Origin of the sequence: Streptomyces sp. NPDC050418 (genome assembly GCF_044458745.1) — a bacterium.
Taxonomy (GTDB): Bacteria; Actinomycetota; Actinomycetes; order Streptomycetales; family Streptomycetaceae; genus Streptomyces.
Genome location: NZ_JBITIG010000007.1, coordinates 461,542 through 479,197, shown reverse-complemented (window position 1 = coordinate 479,197; position 17,656 = coordinate 461,542). Strand labels below are relative to the sequence as shown.

15 protein-coding genes and 1 tRNA gene are annotated in these 17,656 nt (G+C 68.4%); 11 read left to right on the top strand and 5 right to left on the bottom strand.

Features of this window, described 5'->3' with window-relative positions:
• Positions 1-11: 11 nt before the first annotated feature.
• Genes yidC through rpmH form a run of 4 tightly spaced genes read right to left on the bottom strand, consistent with a single transcriptional unit; the run spans position 12 to position 2,168 of the window.
• Positions 12-1,316: a membrane protein insertase YidC gene (yidC, locus tag ACIBI4_RS19960; protein WP_399205236.1), complete on the bottom strand. Its 1,305-nt coding sequence runs from the start codon at positions 1,314-1,316 to the stop codon at positions 12-14.
• A 3-nt stretch (positions 1,317-1,319) separates the two neighbouring features.
• Positions 1,320-1,628 carry a membrane protein insertion efficiency factor YidD gene (gene yidD, locus ACIBI4_RS19955; protein WP_052578308.1) on the bottom strand — a complete coding sequence of 103 codons (309 nt, stop codon included), beginning with the start codon at positions 1,626-1,628 and terminating at the stop codon, positions 1,320-1,322.
• The gene (gene rnpA / locus ACIBI4_RS19950) at positions 1,625-2,011 is read right to left on the bottom strand and encodes a ribonuclease P protein component (RefSeq protein ID WP_399205235.1); all 387 of its coding nucleotides are present in this window, start codon (positions 2,009-2,011) and stop codon (positions 1,625-1,627) included. Before rnpA ends, yidD begins: the two co-directional genes overlap by 4 nt.
• Positions 2,012-2,030: 19 nt before the next feature.
• Positions 2,031-2,168 carry a 50S ribosomal protein L34 gene (gene rpmH / locus ACIBI4_RS19945; RefSeq protein ID WP_016644655.1) on the bottom strand — a complete coding sequence of 46 codons (138 nt, stop codon included), beginning with the start codon at positions 2,166-2,168 and terminating at the stop codon, positions 2,031-2,033.
• Between the two features lie 380 nt (positions 2,169-2,548).
• Between rpmH and dnaA the strand changes: the two genes are divergently transcribed.
• The 9 genes from dnaA to ACIBI4_RS19900 all read left to right on the top strand — a co-directional run bounded on the left by dnaA (position 2,549) and on the right by ACIBI4_RS19900 (position 15,237).
• Positions 2,549-4,636, top strand: a complete 2,088-nt coding sequence (gene dnaA / locus ACIBI4_RS19940; RefSeq protein WP_399205234.1) for a chromosomal replication initiator protein DnaA — start codon at positions 2,549-2,551, stop codon at positions 4,634-4,636.
• 894 nt (positions 4,637-5,530) lie between these two features.
• Positions 5,531-6,661 (top strand): DNA polymerase III subunit beta, encoded by a 1,131-nt coding sequence (dnaN, locus tag ACIBI4_RS19935; RefSeq protein WP_399205233.1) that lies wholly within the window; start codon positions 5,531-5,533, stop codon positions 6,659-6,661.
• Between the two features lie 124 nt (positions 6,662-6,785).
• Positions 6,786-7,661 (top strand): phosphogluconate dehydrogenase (NAD(+)-dependent, decarboxylating), encoded by an 876-nt coding sequence (gene gnd / locus ACIBI4_RS19930; protein WP_399205232.1) that lies wholly within the window; start codon positions 6,786-6,788, stop codon positions 7,659-7,661.
• Between the two features lie 53 nt (positions 7,662-7,714).
• The gene (recF, locus tag ACIBI4_RS19925) at positions 7,715-8,836 is read left to right on the top strand and encodes a DNA replication/repair protein RecF (RefSeq protein WP_399205231.1); all 1,122 of its coding nucleotides are present in this window, start codon (positions 7,715-7,717) and stop codon (positions 8,834-8,836) included.
• Positions 8,833-9,372 carry a DUF721 domain-containing protein gene (locus ACIBI4_RS19920; RefSeq protein WP_399205230.1) on the top strand — a complete coding sequence of 180 codons (540 nt, stop codon included), beginning with the start codon at positions 8,833-8,835 and terminating at the stop codon, positions 9,370-9,372. The genes recF and ACIBI4_RS19920 overlap by 4 nt, the downstream gene beginning before the upstream one ends.
• Before the next feature lie 339 nt (positions 9,373-9,711).
• Entirely contained in the window at positions 9,712-11,760 is a 2,049-nt protein-coding gene (gene gyrB / locus ACIBI4_RS19915) for a DNA topoisomerase (ATP-hydrolyzing) subunit B (protein ID WP_399205229.1), read from the top strand.
• Between the two features lie 41 nt (positions 11,761-11,801).
• Positions 11,802-14,393 (top strand): DNA gyrase subunit A, encoded by a 2,592-nt coding sequence (gyrA, locus tag ACIBI4_RS19910; RefSeq protein ID WP_399205228.1) that lies wholly within the window; start codon positions 11,802-11,804, stop codon positions 14,391-14,393.
• A 17-nt stretch (positions 14,394-14,410) separates the two neighbouring features.
• Positions 14,411-15,064, top strand: a complete 654-nt coding sequence (locus tag ACIBI4_RS19905) for a DUF3566 domain-containing protein (RefSeq protein WP_399205227.1) — start codon at positions 14,411-14,413, stop codon at positions 15,062-15,064.
• A 99-nt stretch (positions 15,065-15,163) separates the two neighbouring features.
• A tRNA-Ile gene (locus tag ACIBI4_RS19900) sits at positions 15,164-15,237 on the top strand.
• A gap of 34 nt (positions 15,238-15,271) precedes the next feature.
• On the opposite strand, the gene ACIBI4_RS19895 is transcribed toward ACIBI4_RS19900, so the two are convergent.
• Positions 15,272-15,619 carry a DUF6344 domain-containing protein gene (locus ACIBI4_RS19895; protein WP_399205226.1) on the bottom strand — a complete coding sequence of 116 codons (348 nt, stop codon included), beginning with the start codon at positions 15,617-15,619 and terminating at the stop codon, positions 15,272-15,274.
• 395 nt (positions 15,620-16,014) lie between these two features.
• On the opposite strand from ACIBI4_RS19895, the gene ACIBI4_RS19890 reads away from it, so the two are divergent.
• Together ACIBI4_RS19890 and ACIBI4_RS19885 are read left to right on the top strand one after the other, a co-directional pair.
• Positions 16,015-16,143 (top strand): DLW-39 family protein, encoded by a 129-nt coding sequence (locus tag ACIBI4_RS19890; protein ID WP_007824483.1) that lies wholly within the window; start codon positions 16,015-16,017, stop codon positions 16,141-16,143.
• Positions 16,144-16,398: 255 nt separating this feature from the next.
• A partial coding sequence (locus ACIBI4_RS19885) for a hypothetical protein (protein WP_399205225.1) occupies positions 16,399-17,656 on the top strand: 1,258 nt, incomplete at its 3' end.

The window sequence follows — 17,656 nt, the reverse complement described above, 5'->3', positions numbered from 1 at the left end:
GGTACTCCTTCTTACTTCTTGGACGGGTGCTTGGGCCGCTGCTGGCCCTTGCGCTGTCCGGACTTGGCTTTGCTGCGCGCACCCGTACCGGGCTGCTGCTTGGCGCCGGCCGGCTTGGCCGGGGTCTTGGGCTTGGCGTCCGCGGTGTCGTCGGACTTCGTCAGCGAGGTCTTGGTCTCGTCGCTCTTCGAGACCGCCTGGCCGCCGCCGGCGCCGGCGCCGGACTGACGCTGCGACTTCGACTGCCGCTTGGGCTGCTGACGCCGCGCCGTCCCGCCACCGGTGCCGGTCGACTCATCACCGTCGAGGACGGCCACGGCGCTGTCGCTCTTCGATACGAGGCCTTCGGCGCTGGCGGCCAGGCCGGCCTTGCTCAGACCGTTGATGAACTTGCGCTCGTTGTCGTTGCGGTCGCGGCCCTTGGCGACGATCGCCTTGATGATGTTGCGCTCACCGCGGCGTACCTTCTCGCCGCCGTTCTTCACGAGCTTGGTCGTCAGACGCTCCAGGAAGGCGGCCTGCGCCTTCGAGCCCGGCGTCGGGTTCTGCCGGATGACGTACATCTGCTGGCCCATGGTCCACACGTTGGTGGTCAGCCAGTAGACGAGGACACCGACGGGGAAGTTGATGCCGAAGACGGCGAACATGACGGGGAAGACGTACATCAGCATCTTCTGCTGCTGCATGAACGGCGTCTTCACGCTCATGTCGACGTTCTTCGTCATCAGCTGGCGCTGCGTGAAGAACTGCGAGGCCGACATCAGGACGATCATGACCGCGGTCACGATCTTGACGTTCGTGGTGGTCGCGCCCAGGGATTCGAGCTTCGCGGCGCTGTCCGTGAACTTGGCGGCCAGCGGCGCGCCGAAGATGTGCGCCTGACGGGCGCTCTCAAGGAGACGGTCGTCGATCGCACCGACGGTCTTGCCCGTGGCGATGCCGTTGAGCACGTGGTACAGCGCGAAGAAGAACGGCGACTGCAGAAGGATGGGAAGGCACGAGGAGAGCGGGTTGGTACCCGTCTCCTTGTACAGCTTCATCATCTCTTCGGACTGGCGCTGCTTGTCGTTCTTGTAGCGCTCCTGGATCTTCTTCATCTCGGGCTGCAGCGTCTGCATGCCACGAGTCGCCTTGATCTGCTTCACGAAGAGCGGGATCAGGGCGATACGAATCACGATCACCAGGGAGACGATGGACAGTCCCCAGGCCCAGCCCGAATCCGGGCCGAAGACCTTCCCGTACAGGGTGTGGAAAAAGACGATGACGTACGAGACAGGAACGGTGATAAAGCTGAAGAGGCTGGCAATCGTGTCCACTAATCAGGCTCCTTGAGCGTGGGACGGAGTCTCGGTGGGGGCCTTCCCGCCCCGGTTGCGCCAGGCGTTGCGCAGCATTTCGTGCCATCGCGGCCGCTTGCGCGGTGGTACATGATCAACACCACCGTGCGACCACGGGTTGCAGCGCAGGATGCGCCAGGCGGTGAGCCCTGTGCCCTTGATCGCGCCGTGCCGGTCGATGGCCGTGAAGCCGTAGTGGGAGCACGACGGGTAGTACTTGCACACCGGCCCCAGGAGTGGGCTGATGGTCCACTGGTAGAGCTTGATCAGAGCCAGCAGTGGGTATTTCATCGCGCGCCCCCTGACAGAAGCCGCGTGAACGCGGCGTCCAGGTCCCGGGCCAGCTGTGCATGGTCGGCGTCGCCCGCTCCGGGCAGCGCTCGTACGACTACCAGGCTACCGGGGGGCAGCTCGCTCAGCCGTTCGCGCACCAGGTGCCTCAGGCGGCGCTTCACTTTGTTGCGTACGACCGCCACGCCCACGGCTTTGCTCACGACGAAACCCGCACGCGGCGGGGGAGTACTCTCCCCCGGTACGTGCGGGTCCCCTTCGTTAAGAAGGTCAGCTCCGCTGCGTAGATGGACGACGAGCGTCGGGCGGCCTGCCCGACGACCCCGTCGTACCGCGGTCGCGAAGTCCTCGCGCCGCCTCAGCCGATGCTCGGTAGGCAGCACGACGACATGACCTGCGGAATCAGGCCGACAGGCGGGCGCGGCCCTTGCTGCGGCGGGACGCCAGGACGGCGCGGCCGGCACGGGTACGCATCCGCAGACGGAAGCCGTGGGTCTTCGCGCGGCGGCGGTTGTTCGGCTGGAAGGTGCGCTTGCTCACTCGGGGGCTCCAGAAAAGTCAATCGGTGGACGATGTCGTCTGGCTGTCACCGTGCGCCCACGAGTAGCTCGCGATCACGCCCGAGTGCACCGCTAGTGATCACTGTTGGTGATCTACGCCCATCGGAGGCAGGCGGCAGCAGCCATCGACAACTCGACCTGGTTACGGTACGCGGGGCTACGCCATCCGGTCAAACCAGCGGACCTTCGACCGGCGACAGCCCGGCGGGAACCGACACTGTGCACAGCCTGTGGACAACAACTTGAACCGCAGCCGTCGCCCTGACTACCGTGGCTGGACTCGGATTGACCCAAACCCTCCCACGAACCACACCTTCGTGGGACATCGTGACTCGTGACCCTCGTGAGAGAGCGTGCCCTGTGGCTGACGTACCTGCCGATCTTGCCGCAGTCTGGCCACGAGTCCTGGAACAGCTGCTGGGCGAGGGGCGCGACGGCCACGGGCAGGGTGTGGACGCCAAGGACGCGCAGTGGATCCGGCGCTGCCAGCCGCTCGCGCTGGTCGCGGACACGGCCCTGCTCGCCGTGCCGAACGAGATGGCCAAGAACCGGCTGGAGGGCCGCCTCGCCCCGGTCGTCAGCGAGACCCTGAGCCGCGAGTGCGGCCGTCCGATCCGTATCGCGATCACCGTGGACGAGTCGATGGGCGAGCTCCCGCCGGCCCCGGCCCCCGCCCCGCAGGCACCCCCGGCCGCCCACACCCCCCAGCGCTTCGAGGAGCCCGAGCTCCCGGGCGCGCTCCCCGGCATGGGCCAGACCGGCCAGGCGTACGAGAACTACGGCCGCCGTGAGGACCGGCGCGACGAACGGCGTGAGGACCGTCGTGAGGACCGGCACGACGAGCGCCGCGACGACCGGCGGGATGAGCGCCGCGACGAGAACGACCCGCTGCCCACGGTCCGCCCGACCTACCCCGACTACCAGCGCCGCGAGCCCGGCGCCTGGCCGCGCCCGGGTCAGCAGGACGACTACGGCTGGCAGCAGCCCCGCCTCGGCTTCCCCGAGCGGGACACGTACGGCGGCGCGCCGGAGCGCGACAACTACACCGCCCCGGACCGCGACGCGTACCAGTCCCCGGACCGGGAGACCTACAAGTCCCCCGACCGCGACGGGCGCGACGGGCGCGACAGCCGCGACGGCTACCCGGAGCGCGACCCGTACGCCTCACCCCAGTCCTCGCACGACTACCGCTCCGAGCGCCCGCCGTACGACGACGGCCGTTCCCCGTACGACACCGAGCGGCCCTCGTACGAGAGCGAGCGCAGCCCGTACGAGAAGCAGCGGCAGCAGAGGTACGAGCAGCAGCGGCCCGCTCTGCCGGAGGGGCCGGGCACCGGGCGCACCCCCGGCGGTACCGGCGGCGCACCCGGTCCGCTCGGCGCGAAGCCCGCGCCGGCCCCCGGACCCGGTGAGCCGACCGCGCGCCTGAACCCGAAGTACCTCTTCGACACCTTCGTCATCGGCGCCTCGAACCGTTTCGCGCACGCGGCCGCGGTCGCCGTCGCGGAGGCACCGGCCAAGGCGTACAACCCCCTCTTCATCTATGGGGAGTCGGGCCTCGGCAAGACGCACCTGCTGCACGCGATCGGGCACTACGCGCGCAGCCTCTATCCCGGCACGCGTGTGCGGTACGTGAGCTCCGAGGAGTTCACCAACGAGTTCATCAACTCGATCCGCGACGGCAAGGGCGACAGCTTCCGCAAGCGGTACCGCGAGATGGACATCCTGCTCGTCGACGACATCCAGTTCCTCGCGGACAAGGAGTCGACGCAGGAGGAGTTCTTCCACACCTTCAACACGCTGCACAACGCGAACAAGCAGATCGTGCTGAGCAGTGACCGGCCGCCCAAGCAGCTGGTCACCCTGGAGGACCGGCTGCGCAACCGCTTCGAGTGGGGCCTGATCACGGACGTCCAGCCGCCCGAGCTGGAGACCCGTATCGCGATCCTCCGCAAGAAGGCGGTGCAGGAGCAGCTCAACGCCCCGCCGGAGGTCCTGGAGTTCATCGCCTCGCGGATCTCGCGCAACATCCGTGAGCTCGAAGGCGCACTGATCCGCGTCACCGCCTTCGCGTCGCTGAACCGGCAGCCCGTCGACCTCGGCCTCACGGAGATCGTCCTCAAGGACCTGATCCCCGGCGGCGAGGACTCCGCGCCCGAGATCACGGCGACCGCCATCATGGCCGCCACCGCCGACTACTTCGGGCTCACGGTGGACGACCTGTGCGGATCCTCGCGCAGCCGCGTCCTGGTGACGGCCCGCCAGATCGCCATGTATCTGTGCCGCGAGCTCACGGACCTCTCCCTGCCGAAGATCGGCGCGCAGTTCGGCGGCCGCGACCACACGACGGTGATGCACGCGGACCGCAAGATCCGCGCTCTGATGGCCGAGCGGCGCTCGATCTACAACCAGGTCACCGAGCTCACCAACCGCATCAAGAACGGCTGACAGCAGCGGAGTTACGGCCCGAAGGGCGCCCCGGGAGCACCTCCCGGGGCGCCCTTCGGCGTTTGCGGCCGCAGCGAAGGCGCTTCCCGCCCATCGCATCGTCCATCGCGGCTGTTCGAATAGCCCATCTGCAGGACTGTTTCTCCACAGAAGTGCACGGAATCGGGCATCCACACCCTGGGGACTGTCGAGTTATCCAGATCATGTCCACAGGCGCGCTCGCTGACAGGGCATCAACCCAGGTCAGCAGCCTGTGGATTCGTGGACAACGGATCTCCACAGGCTGTGGATGATCGCGCCGCCCACAGACTGTGGATGAAGTTGTCCACCGCTCGCCCACAGGAAACCGGTGCTTGTCCCCAGGATCTCGCAGCTTCTCCACAAGTCTGTCCACTGTTCGGCAACGCAACGCACCCTCTCACCGGGTCGAGTGAAAGGCGTCACACAAAGCTGCCGAGGGGGCCTGTGGGCAACCGGGCAAAAGCTGGGGACGAACCTGGGGAGAAGTAGCCCTGTCCTGTGCATGGGCTGTGCAGAACTTTCTGTTCTCCACAGTTCACCGGAGTTATCCACGGGCTCCGCCCACAGGCACGGTGGATAAAATTTGGGCGCTGACCTGCGCAAACGAGGTTATCCACGGTTTCCACAGGCCCTACTACTACGACCAAGTAGAGAGAGGCTGGGAATCGATTTGAAGTGGGGGCTGTGCACAACTCGAGGCTCGTCGACCTCTGCCCGCTCGTCACGACTTGACCCCGACAGGCACCAGCTGTCAGTGCGGTGCGTCAGACTGGTCCCCGGCGTTCTCCCCACCTTGGGGACGGGCCAACCACCAAGACAGCGACGACAGACCAGCAGGGCGAGCAGCCAGGCATCAGCAGGAGGCGGCTTACGGTGAAGATCCGGGTAGAGCGCGACGTACTGGCGGAGGCGGTGGCCTGGGCGGCTCGCAGCCTCCCTGCCCGCCCGCCGGCGCCTGTCCTGGCCGGCCTTCTCCTCAAGGCGGAGGAAGGCGCTCTCAGCCTCTCCGGCTTCGACTACGAGGTCTCGGCCCGCGTCTCGGTGGACGCGGAGGTCGACGAGGAGGGCACGGTGCTCGTCTCCGGCCGCCTGCTCGCCGACATCACGAGGGCACTGCCCAACCGTCCGGTGGAGATTTCCACAGACGGTGTACGGGCGACGGTGGTCTGTGGATCCTCGCGGTTCACGCTGCACACGCTCCCGGTGGAGGAGTACCCGGCGCTGCCGCAGATGCCGTCGGCGACCGGTGTCGTCCCCGGTGAGGTCTTCGCCTCGGCCGCAGCCCAGGTGGCCATCGCCGCCGGGCGCGACGACACGCTCCCCGTCCTGACGGGTGTGCGCATCGAGATCGAGGGCGACACGGTCACGCTCGCCTCCACCGACCGCTACCGCTTCGCGGTCCGCGAGTTCCTGTGGAAGCCCGAGGTGCCGGACGCCTCCGCGGTCGCCCTGGTGCCCGCCAAGACGCTCCTGGACACCGCCAAGGCGCTCACGAGCGGCGACAGCGTCACCATCTCGCTGTCCGGCTCGGGTGCGGGCGAGGGCCTGATCGGTTTCGAGGGCGCGGGCCGCCGTACGACCACGCGTCTGCTCGAAGGCGATCTGCCGAAGTACAAGACGCTGTTCCCGACGGAGTTCAACTCGGTCGCGATCATCGAGACCGCCCCGTTCGTCGAGGCAGTCAAGCGCGTGGCCCTGGTCGCCGAGCGGAACACGCCGGTGCGCCTGAGCTTCGAGCAGGGCGTGCTGATCCTGGAGGCCGGTTCGTCCGACGACGCACAGGCTGTGGAAAGGGTGGACGCCCAGCTCGACGGCGACGACATCTCCATCGCGTTCAACCCGACGTTCCTGCTCGACGGTCTCAGCGCGATCGACTCGCCGGCCGCGCAGCTGTCCTTCACCACGTCCACCAAGCCCGCGCTGCTCAGCGGCAAGCCGGCCGTGGACGCCGAGGCGGACGACGCGTACAAGTACCTGATCATGCCGGTCCGCCTCAGCGGCTGACCCGTCCACGGCAGCGCTCATATGGGCCCAGGGGCCCCGCAGGTGGGTACCTGCGTCCGGGATTAAGCTCGGACGCAGGTACGAAAGCACGAAAGCCCACCACGCGACACAAAAGGAACACCTGATGGAGCTCGGTCTCGTCGGTCTCGGCAAGATGGGCGGCAACATGCGCGAGCGCATCCGCCGCGCAGGCCACACCGTCATCGGATACGACCGCAATCCGGACCTCGCGGATGTCCACAGCCTGCAGGAGCTTGTGGGCAAGCTGAAGGGCCCGCGTGTCGTCTGGGTCATGGTCCCCGCGGGCGGCCCGACCCAGGAGACCGTCGACCAGCTCGCCTCGATGCTGGAGCCCGGCGATGTCGTCGTGGACGGCGGCAACTCCCGCTGGACGGACGACGAGAAGCACGCCGAGGAGCTCGCGGCCAAGGGCATCGGCTTCGTCGACTGCGGTGTCTCCGGCGGCGTCTGGGGCCTGGAGAACGGCTACGCCCTGATGTACGGCGGCTCCGCCGAGGACGTCGCCAAGGTGCAGCCGGTGTTCGACGCCCTCAAGCCCGAGGGCGAGTTCGGCTCCGTGCACGCCGGAAAGGTCGGCGCGGGCCACTTCGCGAAGATGGTCCACAACGGCATCGAGTACGCGATGATGCAGGCCTACGCCGAGGGCTGGGAGCTCCTGGAGAAGGTCGACTCCGTGGACAACGTCCGCGAGGTCTTCCGCAGCTGGCAGGAGGGCACGGTCATCCGCTCGTGGCTCCTCGACCTCGCGGTCAACGCGCTCGACGAGGACCAGCACCTGGACCAGCTCAAGGGTTATGCACAGGACTCGGGCGAAGGCCGGTGGACTGTGGAAGCCGCGATCGACAACGCCGTCCCGCTGCCCGCCATCACCGCGTCCCTCTTCGCGCGCTTCGCCTCCCGGCAGGACGATTCGCCGCAGATGAAGATGATCGCGGCGCTGCGCAACCAGTTCGGCGGCCACGCGGTCGAGAAGAAGTAATCCACAGCTGTGCACGAGCAGTGCACAGCAGCCGGGGGAGGTCGGCGCCCACCATGCACGTCACGCATCTGTCGCTGGCCGACTTCCGCTCGTACGCCCGGGTCGAGGTGCCTCTCGACCCGGGCGTCACCGCGTTCGTGGGCCCGAACGGGCAGGGCAAGACGAACCTGGTCGAGGCCGTCGGCTATCTCGCCACGCTCGGCAGCCACCGCGTCTCCTCGGACGCCCCGCTCGTACGGATGGGGGCGGACCGCGCCGTCATCCGCGCCCAGGTCCGCCAGGGCGAGCGGCAGCAGCTCGTCGAGCTGGAGCTGAACCCGGGCAAGGCGAACCGGGCCCGTATCAACAGGTCGTCGCAGGTCAGACCGCGTGATGTGCTGGGGATAGTGCGCACCGTCCTGTTCGCGCCCGAGGATCTCGCCCTGGTGAAGGGCGATCCGGGCGAGCGCCGGAAGTTCCTCGACGAGCTGGTCACGGCGCGTTCCCCGCGGATGGCCGGAGTGCGCTCCGACTACGACCGCGTGCTGAAGCAGCGCAACACACTCCTCAAGTCCGCCGCGATGGCCCGCAGGCACGGCGGCCGCTCCATGGACCTGTCCACCCTCGACGTCTGGGACCAGCATCTGGCCCGCGCGGGCGCCGAGCTGCTCGCGCAGCGGCTCGATCTGATCGCCGCGCTGCAGCCGCTGGCCGACAAGGCCTACGAGCAGCTGGCGCCCGGCGGCGGCCCGCTGGCGTTGGAGTACAAGCCGTCCGCCGAGGGTCCGGGGACCAGCCGTGAGGAGCTGTACGAGCAGCTGCTCGCCGCGCTCGCCGGCGTGCGCAAGTCGGAGATCGAGCGCGGTGTGACGCTCGCCGGTCCGCACCGTGACGATCTGCAGCTCAAGCTCGGCGACCTGCCCGCGAAGGGGTACGCGTCGCACGGCGAGTCCTGGTCGTACGCGCTGGCGCTGCGCCTTGCCTCGTACGACCTGCTGCGGGCCGAGGGCAATGAGCCGGTGCTCGTCCTCGACGATGTCTTCGCCGAGCTGGACACGCGGCGCCGCGAGCGGCTCGCGGAGATGGTCGCGCCCGGTGAGCAGGTCCTGGTGACGGCCGCGGTCGAGGACGACGTACCCGGGATCCTGACCGGTGTGCGGTACTCCGTGGCGCAAGGCGAGGTGACCCGCGTATGACCTCCTCCGAGGAGAACCAGGACAAGCCCAAGCCCGCCGAACCCAGCGGTGTCGACCTCGCCCGGGTCGCCCTGCGCGCCGCCAAGGAGCAGGCGCGGGCGCGCGGCGCCGAGGCACAGCAGAAGAAGCAGGCCCGGCGCGGCGGCCTCAGGTCCGGGGCGCGCGCCGACGGCCGCGACCCGCTGCCGCTCGGCGCGGCCATCAACCGGCTGATCAGCGAGCGCGGCTGGGAGACCCCGGCCGCCGTCGGCGGCGTGATGGGCCGCTGGCCGCAGATCGTCGGCGACGACCTGGCCAAGCACTGCGTCCCGCAGAAGTACGACGAGGACGACCGGGTCCTGACCGTCCAGTGCGACTCGACGGCCTGGGCCACGCAGCTGCGGCTGCTCGCCCCGCAGCTGGTCGCGCGCCTCAACCAGGACCTCGGCCAGGGCACCGTGCGCCTCATCAAGGTGCTCGGCCCCGGCGGTCCCGCCCGGCGCTACGGACCCCTGCGCGCCCCCGGAAGCACGGGTCCCGGCGATACGTACGGGTAGCCGTATCCGCGTCGTGGCGGCGGTCCGTCCCTCACCGTAGTGGTGGGTTGACAGCCCGAAGCGCTGAGCGCCTGTGTGAGCCTCTTGGAGCCCCGTTCCACATATGGGGAGTCGTACGAGACCGGTTCAGGACGGCACATGCGGACTCAAGGCCCGGCAAGCCCCCATTACTGTCGGCGCTACCGGTAGACTGGGAGACAATCCCGCCCCATCGGGGGGTCGGGGCCAGAACGCTGCACCACGTCTCCACGCGTCCCGTGTACCTCACGCGGCCCGCGGGAGACCGCCGTCATATACGAACGACGCAGCCGCTCCCGACGAAAGCCGGGAGCTTGGCTTGTGCTGTGCCAGAAAGGGCGCTTCGTGGCCGATTCCGGCAACCCCAACGAGAACAATCCGTCCACCGACGCCGGCGCGAACGTCTACGACGCCAGCGCCATCACCGTCCTCGAGGGTCTGGACGCGGTCCGCAAGCGACCGGGCATGTACATCGGCTCGACCGGTGAGCGCGGTCTGCACCACCTCGTGTACGAGGTCGTGGACAACGCGGTCGACGAGGCGCTGGCCGGGCACGCGGACACGATCGACGTCACGATCCTCGCCGACGGCGGCGTGCGCGTGATCGACAACGGCCGTGGCATCCCGGTGGGCATCCACCCCGTGGAGAAGAAGCCGGCCGTCGAGGTCGTGCTCACCGTGCTGCACGCGGGCGGCAAGTTCGGCGGCGGCGGCTATGCCGTCTCCGGTGGTCTGCACGGCGTCGGCGTCTCCGTGGTGAACGCCCTGTCGTACAAGCTCGCGGTCGACATCCGCACCGACGGCTACCGCTGGACGCAGGAGTACAAGTCGGGCGCCCCCACCGCTCCCCTGGAGCGGCACGAGGCCACCACCGAGACCGGCACCACGGTCACGTTCTGGGCCGACCCGGACATCTTCGAGACCACCGAGTACTCCTTCGAGACGCTCTCGCGGCGCTTCCAGGAGATGGCCTTCCTCAACAAGGGCCTGACGATCAGGCTCACGGACGAGCGTGAGTCGGCGAAGGCCGTGGTCGGTGCGGACACCGCGGACTCCGCGGACGACGACAAGGCCATGTCGGTCACGTACCACTACGAAGGCGGCATCGTCGACTTCGTGAAGTACCTCAACTCCCGCAAGGGCGAGGTCATTCACCCCACGGTGATCGATCTTGAGGCCGAGGACACCGACAAGGCGCTCTCGCTCGAAGTGGCGATGCAGTGGAACTCGCAGTACAGCGAAGGTGTCTACTCGTTCGCCAACATCATCCACACCCATGAGGGCGGTACGCACGAGGAGGGCTTCCGCGCCGCGCTGACCTCGCTGGTCAACAAGTACGCGCGCGACAAGAAGCTGCTCCGCGAGAAGGACGACAACCTCACGGGTGACGACATCCGCGAGGGTCTGACCGCGATCATCTCGGTCAAGCTGTCCGAGCCGCAGTTCGAGGGCCAGACCAAGACCAAGCTGGGCAACACCGAGGCCAAGACCTTCGTGCAGAAGGCGGTCTACGAGCACCTGGCCGACTGGCTGGACCGCAACCCCAACGAGGCCGCGGACATCGTCCGCAAGTCCATCGCCGCGGCCACCGCGCGCGTGGCGGCCCGCAAGGCGCGCGACCTCACCCGCCGCAAGGGGCTCCTGGAGTCCGCCTCGCTGCCGGGCAAGCTCTCCGACTGCCAGTCGAACGACCCCACCAAGTGCGAGATCTTCATCGTCGAGGGTGACTCCGCCGGTGGCTCCGCCAAGTCGGGCCGCAACCCGCAGTACCAGGCCATCCTGCCGATCCGCGGCAAGATCCTGAACGTCGAGAAGGCCCGCGTCGACAAGATCCTGCAGAACCAGGAGATCCAGGCGCTGATCTCGGCCTTCGGTACCGGGGTCCACGAGGACTTCGACATCGAGAAGCTCCGCTATCACAAGATCATCCTGATGGCGGACGCCGACGTCGACGGCCAGCACATCAACACGCTGCTCCTGACCTTCCTGTTCCGCTTCATGCGGCCGCTGGTCGAGGCCGGGCACGTGTATCTGTCGCGCCCGCCGCTGTTCAAGATCAAGTGGTCGCGCGACGACTTCGAGTACGCGTACTCGGACCGTGAGCGCGATGCCCTGGTCGAGCTCGGCAAGCAGGCCGGCAAGCGGTTCCGCGACGACACCATCCAGCGCTTCAAGGGCCTCGGCGAGATGAACGCCGAGGAGCTGCGCGTCACCACGATGGACGTCGAGCACCGCGTGCTCGGACTGGTCACCCTGGACGACGCCGCGCAGGCGGACGACCTGTTCTCGGTGCTGATGGGCGAGGACGTCGAGGCCCGGCGCTCGTTCATCCAGCGCAACGCCAAGGACGTCCGGTTCCTCGACATCTGAGTCGGTCTCAGCTGACCGCACCGAAAGGACTTTGACCAGCAATGGCCGACGAGAACACTCCCGCCGTGACCCCTGAGGGCGACGCGGGCCAGACCCTGCGCATCGAGCCCGTCGGGCTCGAGACCGAGATGCAGCGCTCGTATCTCGACTACGCGATGTCCGTCATCGTGTCGCGTGCGCTGCCCGACGTACGGGACGGCCTCAAGCCCGTGCACCGCCGCGTCCTGTACGCGATGTACGACGGCGGCTACCGGCCCGAGAAGGGCTTCTACAAGTGCGCCCGCGTCGTCGGTGACGTCATGGGTACGTACCACCCGCACGGCGACTCCTCCATCTACGACGCCCTGGTCCGCCTGGCCCAGCCGTGGTCGATGCGGATGCCGCTCGTGGACTCCAACGGCAACTTCGGCTCCCCGGGCAACGACCCGGCCGCCGCCATGCGGTACACCGAGTGCCGGATGAAGCCGCTGTCCATGGAGATGGTCCGTGACATCGACGAGGAGACCGTCGACTTCACGGACAACTACGACGGCCGCAACCAGGAGCCGACGGTCCTGCCGGCGCGCTTCCCGAACCTGCTGATCAACGGCTCCGCCGGTATCGCGGTCGGCATGGCCACCAACATCCCGCCGCACAACCTGCGCGAGGTCGCGGCCGGGGCCCAGTGGTACCTGGAGAACCCGGAGGCCTCCCACGAGGAGCTCCTGGACGCGCTGATCGAGCGCATCAAGGGCCCCGACTTCCCCAGCGGCGCGCTCGTCGTCGGCCGCAAGGGCATCGAGGAGGCGTACCGCACGGGCCGTGGCTCCATCACGATGCGCGCGGTCGTCGCGGTCGAGGAGATCCAGGGCCGCCAGTGCCTGGTCGTCACGGAGCTTCCGTACCAGGTCAACCCGGACAACCTTGCGCAGAAGATCGCCGACCTCGTGAAGGACGGCAAGGTCGGCGGCATCGCCGACGTCCGCGACGAGACCTCGTCGCGGACGGGCCAGCGCCTCGTGATCGTGCTCAAGCGCGACGCGGTCGCCAAGGTCGTCCTCAACAACCTGTACAAGCACACGGACCTGCAGACCAACTTCGGCGCCAACATGCTGGCCCTGGTCGACGGCGTCCCGCGCACGCTCTCCCTCGACGCGTTCATCCGGCACTGGGTGAACCACCAGGTCGAGGTCATCGTCCGGCGCACCAGGTTCCGGCTGCGCAAGGCCGAGGAGCGCGCCCACATCCTGCGCGGTCTGCTCAAGGCCCTGGACGCCATCGACGAGGTCATCGCGCTCATCCGGCGCAGCGAGACGGTCGACGTCGCCCGCACCGGCCTGATGGACCTGCTCTCGATCGACGAGATCCAGGCCAACGCCATCCTCGAGATGCAGCTGCGCCGCCTGGCCGCTCTCGAGCGCCAGAAGATCGTGCAGGAGCACGACGAGCTCCAGGCGAAGATCAACGAGTACAACGCGATCCTCGCCTCGCCCGAGCGCCAGCGCCAGATCATCAGCGAGGAACTGGCTGCGATCGTCGAGAAGTTCGGCGACGACCGCCGCTCCGCGCTCGTGCCCTTCGACGGCGACATGTCCATCGAGGACCTGATCGCCGAGGAGGACATCGTCGTCACGGTCACCCGCGGCGGCTACGTCAAGCGCACCAAGACCGAGGACTACCGCTCGCAGAAGCGCGGCGGCAAGGGCGTCCGCGGAGCGAAGCTCAAGGAAGACGACATCGTCGACCACTTCTTCGTCTCCACCACGCACCACTGGCTGCTGTTCTTCACGAACAAGGGCCGGGTGTACCGGGCGAAGGCGTACGAACTGCCCGATGCCGGACGCGACGCCCGCGGTCAGCATGTGGCAAATCTTCTGGCCTTCCAGCCGGACGAGCAGATCGCCGAGATCCTGGCGATCCGCGACTATGAGGTGGCCCCCTACCTGGTCCTCGCGACCAAGTCGGGCCTGGTCAAGAAGACCGCGCTGAAGGACTACGACTCGCCCCGCTCGGGCGGTGTCATCGCCATCAACTTGCGCGAGACGCAGGACGGTTCGGACGACGAACTGATCGGCGCCGAGCTGATCTCCGCCGAGGACGATCTGCTGCTCATCAGCAAGAAGGCCCAGTCGATCAGGTTCACCGCAACGGACGATGCGCTGCGCCCGATGGGCCGTGCGACCTCGGGCGTCAAGGGCATGAGCTTCCGCGAAGGCGATGAACTCCTCTCGATGAATGTCGTCAGGCCCGGTACGTTCGTGTTCACCGCAACCGACGGTGGGTACGCGAAGCGGACCGCCGTCGACGAGTACCGCGTCCAGGGCCGTGGCGGCCTCGGAATCAAGGCCGCCAAGATCGTCGAGGACCGTGGTTCGCTCGTCGGTGCGCTGGTGGTCGAGGACACCGACGAGATCCTCGCCATCACGCTGGGCGGCGGTGTGATTCGTACGCGAGTCAACGAGGTCAGGGAGACGGGCCGTGACACCATGGGCGTCCAGCTGATCAACCTGGGCAAGCGCGACGCCGTGGTCGGTATCGCGCGCAACGCCGAGGCAGGACGCGAGGCCGAGGAAGTCGACGCAGACGTCGACGAGCCGGCCGAGGGTCAGACGACCGCAGGCACGGACGAGGGCACGGCGCCCGAGACCGAGTAGCGCAAGGAGTACAGGACGTGAGTGGAGCCACGGGCGCCGGAACGAACGGACCCGGACCGGAAGGCGGCCGTGGCCCCGCCGAGTCTGTACATGCAGCGCAGGGGGGAACAGTGACGGACACCCGAGGGCCTCAGGCGTACGCCTCCGAGGGCGCGGCTCAGGCCGATTACGCTGCCGGGCCCCTGCCCGGTGAACGTCAGCCGAGCCAGCAGACCGGTCCCTATCACCCGCCGCAGGCCTACCCCGCACCTCCCGAGGGCGCTGTACGTCGTGCGCGGACCGGCGCACGTACGACCCCGCGCACGCGCAAGGCGCGGCTGCGGGTCGCGAAGGCCGATCCGTGGTCGGTCATGAAGGTCAGCTTCCTGCTCTCCATCGCCCTGGGCATCTGCACGATCGTCGCTGCGGCCGTCCTGTGGATGGTCATGGACGCCATGGGCGTCTTCTCCACGGTCGGCGGGACGATCTCGGAGGCCACGGGGTCCAACGAGTCGAATGGTTTTGATCTTCAGTCGTTTCTTTCGCTGCCGCGGGTCCTGATGTTCACCTCGATCATTGCGGTGATCGATGTGGTCCTCGCCACGGCACTTGCCACGCTCGGTGCGTTCATCTACAACCTCTCCGCCGGTTTCGTGGGCGGTATCGAGCTCACGCTCGCGGAGGATGAGTAGCCGCATCTGATGTGGCCGGTTCTATCGATTTTGGGACTGGGCACGTCGTGCGCTAATCTTCAGAGGTCAGCGCGCGGGACACACCCGGTAAAGCGCGGCGGGGCTATAGCTCAGTTGGTTAGAGCGCATCCCTGATAAGGATGAGGCCACAGGTTCAAATCCTGTTAGCCCCACAGCCCGACCCTTTGGGTCAAGAAGCCCGGTAGCTCACAGAGTTGCCGGGCTTTTCTCATCGCTGTGGTGCTCACGGGCGTCGGCGCGGTAGCGGGCCTCGGCACGCGGGATCTTCGGGCTGCGGGACGACGGCGAGCTGTTGTGCGCCTCGGCGCGGATGCGCTGCTTCATCGTCGGCGGTCTCGACTGGTCGTAGGGTCGCGCGGAGCGCGGCGCCGGCACGGTGTGCGTGGCCGGTGCGGTCGTCGCCGGGTTGCCGGCGTCGGTCTGCTGCGGTACGGCAGCGGCGGCCTGGGGGGTGATGAGCCCCAGTGAGGCGAAGAACGCGAGAAGCGCGCTGACGAGCGCGGACCACAGACGCGTGGCCTTGGTGGCAGCCATGATCTCTCCCTTTCGGATCGGTCGTTCCAGTGTTCGTCCGCCCCATTTGGGTCGGACGATTTGCGTACTTTCCTCATGATGTGTACGCAGGTCTTGAAGTGGGGGAGCTGCCGCCGTGATTCGCCGATCTTCAGATGAACACCACCCGTTCGGCCCCGGAGTCGCCCCTTTTCGCCCTGGAGGGCCCCGTTTTGCCCGTACGAGGGGTGAAAGCGTCGAACATCACAGGGCCGTAGAGGTGACGCGCGAGTGCCCCGGAAAGCGCTGCCGTGCAGGTCGACTGCGGTGCGCGGGGCGGGAGTTGGGTGCATCACGAGGGCGCCGGGCGGCCATCGACGGTGTGTATAGTCGGGCGCCAGAGGTCCCTCTACGTCAAGGAAAGACGAGGTAGCGCGGTGAAGAAGCTTCTCCTGGTCGCACTGGCCGCCATCGGCGGGCTCCTCGTGTACCGCCAGATCCAGGCGGATCGCGCCGAGCAGGATCTGTGGACGGAGGCGACTGACTCCGTGCCCAGCGGTTCGTGAGTCCGATTGCGTCTCTTTGCACTTGCCCCGGTCGCAGCTGGCGACCGGGGCTTTGTGTTGCGTGGGGTGCACTTGTGTGCCCAGTGTGACTACGAGCCGTTCCTTTCTCGTCACGGACCGTCCGTTTTGTTCGCTTCCGGGAATCCCGGGGTTGCGGATGTGAAGTGGGGCGGTGCTGTGCCGATGCGCTGACAGTGCCTCGGCCGTCGCGGCAGGATGAGAGCGGCCCGGGCGAAGGCGAGGAGCACTGTGACGATGCGGCGCGGCAGAGGGCGTACGGCGATGACCGGGGTGGCCGTGATCGCCGCCGTCGTCCTGCAGACCCCGGTGGCGGCCGCCGAGCCCTATCCGTACGGGTTCCCCGACGGGACGAGCGAGGTGGAGGGCGCGAGCGGGCCGGGCGGGGCGTCCGAGCTCGCCGTCGACACCACGTACCGCAGCACGATCCGGCCCGGGCAGAAGCTGCACTACCGCGTCGAGCTCGACGGCGCCTCGTCCGCGTACGTCTCCGTGGTGGCGCTGCCCGCGCTCGATGACCGGGTGGCGTTCGGGGACGGGATCGACGTGCGTCTGCAGAGCGCCGACGGCGGGCGGTGCGCGTCGGACAGCAGCGGGTTCGGCAGCGCCGACTATCCGCGGCCGCTGGTTGCCTCCGTGGAGCGGCTCGCGGACGACGGACCCGCGCGGTGCCGGGCGGCGGGGACGTACACCGTGGTCGTGGAGCGGGCGGAGGGCGGCAGGACCGCCTCGCGTGCGCCCTGGGACCTGGAGCTGGACTTCGTCAACGAACCCGCGCTGAAGGGGGCCGCGCCCAGTGAGACGCCCGGGGCCGGTGAGGCGGGCGGCGGCGCTGGGGCCGGTGGTCTGCCGGACGGTGCGGGTGAGGAGCGGGCGGGCGGGACGAGCTTCCATGACGCGGCCGCCGTCGGGGCCGGAGTGTGGAAGGGGCGGGTCGCGCCCGGGCGGACGCTCTTCTACAAGGTGCCCGTCGACTGGGGACAGCGGCTCGTGGCCGGTGCGGAGTTCTCGGGGGCCGGCGGCAAGGGGGTCGTGCGGGCGGCGCTGCGGCTCGGGCTGCACAACCCCGCGCGGACCGAAGTGGCCGCGGAGCAGCCGCAGTTGAGCGGATCGCGGGTCTCCGCGGTGCTCGACGCGACACCGGCGGTGGCGTACGGGAACCGGCAGGCGTCGGCGTCCGAGGTGACGGGGATGCGGTTCCCCGGCGCGTACTACCTGCAGCTGACGCTCAGCCCCGAACTGGCCGAGCAGTACGGGGACGGGCCGCTCGACGTGACGCTGCGGGTGGGCGTGGACGGTGAGGCCCAGGACGGGCCCGCGTACGCCGGCGACCCCGGGATCTTCCAGGTCGACGCTGCGGACGGCCAGGCGGGCGGTACGGGGGACGGCACGGCACGCGACGGCGGGATGCAGGTCGTGGCGGCGGTGGCCATCGGGCTGGGCACGGCGCTGGTGCTGTGGCTGGCGGTGTGGGCTGTGGTGGGGTGGCGGCGGG